General features: G+C 70.1%; 2 protein-coding genes. Both read left to right on the top strand.

The annotated features are described in order from the left end of the window. Nucleotides 1-129: 129 nt before the first annotated feature. A complete protein-coding gene (gene istA / locus IO39_RS43215) occupies nucleotides 130-1704 on the top strand; it encodes an IS21 family transposase (protein WP_043637492.1) in 1575 nt (524 codons plus the stop codon). 1 nt (nucleotide 1705) lies between these two features. Beyond that, nucleotides 1706-2497, top strand: a complete 792-nt coding sequence (gene istB / locus IO39_RS43220; RefSeq protein WP_043637495.1) for an IS21-like element helper ATPase IstB — start codon at nucleotides 1706-1708, stop codon at nucleotides 2495-2497. The last annotated feature ends 114 nt before the right edge of the window (nucleotides 2498-2611 follow it).

Genomic DNA, 2611 nt, shown 5'->3' on the forward strand with positions numbered 1-2611 from the left:
TGACGGTGGCCGTGAAAAGCTCCCCGTAGGCGGCCAGATAATGCCCCACTGACGGCCAGCGGGCTCCCCGCGTATGGCCAGATAGCTCCCCGTTCGTTCCAGTCGTCCCGTTCAGTGACAGTCGATCGGGTGAAGAGCAGCAGGGAGATCATGGAGATTCTTGAGGCGTATGACCTCACGGGCAGTTACCGCGCCGCGGCCGAGCTGGCCGGGTGTGACCACCACACGGTGGCCCGGTATGTGAAGATGCGCGCGGCCGGGCAAGCGCCCGAGCAGCGGCGGCATCGGGCGCGGGCGATCGACGACTTCCTGCCCAAGATTGAGGAACTGGTGGTGCGGTCGCGGGGCAAGATCCGCGCCGATGTCGTGCACCAGCGGATCGTGGCGATGGGGTTCACCGGCGGGGAGCGGACCACCCGGCGGACGGTGGCCGAGGCCAAGGCGCAGTATCGGCTGGGCCGGCACCGTATCTACCGGCCGTGGGTGACCGAGCCGGGGCTGTGGCTGCAGTGGGATTGGGGCACCGGCCCGGTGATCGGCGGGCGGCAGAGCACGCTGTGGTGCGCCTGGCTGGCCTGGTCGCGCTTCCGGGTGGTGATCCCGGTCTGGGACAAGACGCTGCCGACCATCGTGGCCTGCCTGGATGCGACGTTGCGGAGGATCGGTGGGGTGCCGGCCTATGCGCTGACCGACAACGAAAGGACCGTCACCACCGAGCACATCGCCGGGATCGCGGTGCGCAACGCCGACATCGTTGAGGTGGCCAAGCACTACGGGATGACGATTCGTACCTGCCTGCCGGCCGACCCCGAATCCAAGGGCGGCAGCGAGGCCACCGTCCGCATCGCCAAGGCCGATCTGGTGCCCACCGAGGTCAACCTGCGCGAGGAGTATCGCCGTTTCTCCCAGTTGGAGGCGGCCTGCCGGGACTTTTGTCAGGAGGTCAACGCCCGTCCGCACCGCGCCACCCGGCGGCCGCCGATCGAGTTGCTGGCCGAGGAACGCCAGCGGCTGCACCCGCTGCCGCAGCAGCCGTTCACCGCCGCGTTCGGCACCACCCGCCGGGTGAACTGGGACTGCACCATCTCGGTGGACGGCGTGCGTTACTCGGTGCCGCACCCGCTGGTCGATACCCGCGTCTGGGCCCGCTTCCACGGCGATGAGCTGATCGTCACCGCGGTCGGCGGCAACGGGACCGCCACCGAAGTGGCCCGGCACCGGCGCGGCAGCCCCGGCAGCCCGGTCATCGACGAGGCGCACTACCCGCCGCGCGAGGACAAGGACCTCGAGCGCACCCCGAAGGCCACCACCGCCGAGGAGGCCGCGTTTCTGATGCTCGGACCCGGCGCGAGCGCCTGGCTGAGTGAGGCCGCCGCCGTGGGCATCCGCCGGATCAAGGCCAAGATGGGCCAGGCCGTCGCGCTGGCCAAGCTGCACTCGCCCGCCGCCGTCGACCGCGCCTTGGGCGCCGCGGCGATCACCGGCCGGTTCGCCGACGCCGACCTGCTGTCCATCCTGGACTACCAGGCCCGCCGGGCCGGCACCGAACCCAGCCGGGCCACCGAGGCCCACAGCTTGCAGCCGGGCACCTCGGCCTGGGCCGCCTTCGGCACCACCACCAGCGGCGCCGCCGATCCCACTGCCGCGCCGCCCACCGACAACAGCACCGGCAACAGCACCGATTTCGATGAGGAGCTCACCTGACATGGCCACCCCGCTGCGCACCGTTCCCGGCTCGGCCGGTGACCCGCTGACCGAGGCGATCGAGCTGACCCGCCGACTGAAGCTGCCGCATATCCGCCGCGCCCTGCCCGACCTGGTGCCCACCGCCAAGGCCCAACGCTGGGACCCCGCCGAGGTGGTCCGGGTGCTGCTGGCCGAAGAAGCCGCTGGCCGGGACCGCGCCAACCTCAACACCCGCCGCAAACGCGCCGCCTTCCCCACCGGCAAGACCTTCGGCGACTGGGACGAGAACGCCTCCTGCATACCGCGCCCCACCCAGGACGCGCTCAAAAGCCTGGAATGGGTGAGCCGCCGCGAGAACCTCTGCGTCTGCGGACCGTCCGGCACCGGCAAGAGCCACTTCAGCGAGGCCCTCGGCCAGGCGGCGGTCGAGGCCGGGCTGAGCGTCATGTGGTTCACCATCGAAGACCTCGGCACCCTGGTCCGCCGCCATCGCGTGGACGACTCCATCGCCCGGGCGCTGACCCGCATCATCCGCGCCGATCTGATCATCATCGACGACATTGGCCTGCTGCCGGTCTCCCCGGACGCCGCCGAAGGCTTCTACCGGCTGGTCGATGCCGCCTACGAACGCCGCAGCCTGGCGGTCAGCAGCAACCTGCACCCCTCCGGCTTCGACGAGATCATGCCCAAGACCCTGGCCACCGCCACCGTCGACCGGCTCCTGCACCACGCCCATGTCGTGGTCACCCAAGGTGACAGCTTCCGGCTCACCCAAGCCACCTCAGGACAGGGGGTCAAACCCTTCAGCTGACCGAAGCAGCAACCAACGGTGGGGAGATAACTGGCCGCCGTTGGGGAGAACACCGTGGCCGCCAGCGGGGACATCTCAAGGCCGTCTACGGGGAGAACTCAAAGGCCATTGACA

This window comes from Nonomuraea candida (assembly GCF_000725485.1).
GTDB classification, from domain to species: domain Bacteria; phylum Actinomycetota; class Actinomycetes; order Streptosporangiales; family Streptosporangiaceae; genus Nonomuraea; species Nonomuraea candida.

Bases quoted from the DNA above. Each gene is read 5' to 3' on its own strand.
- istB (WP_043637495.1), top strand. From the start codon at position 1,706: ATGGCCACCCCGCTGCGCACCGTTCCCGGCTCGGCCGGTGACCCGCTG.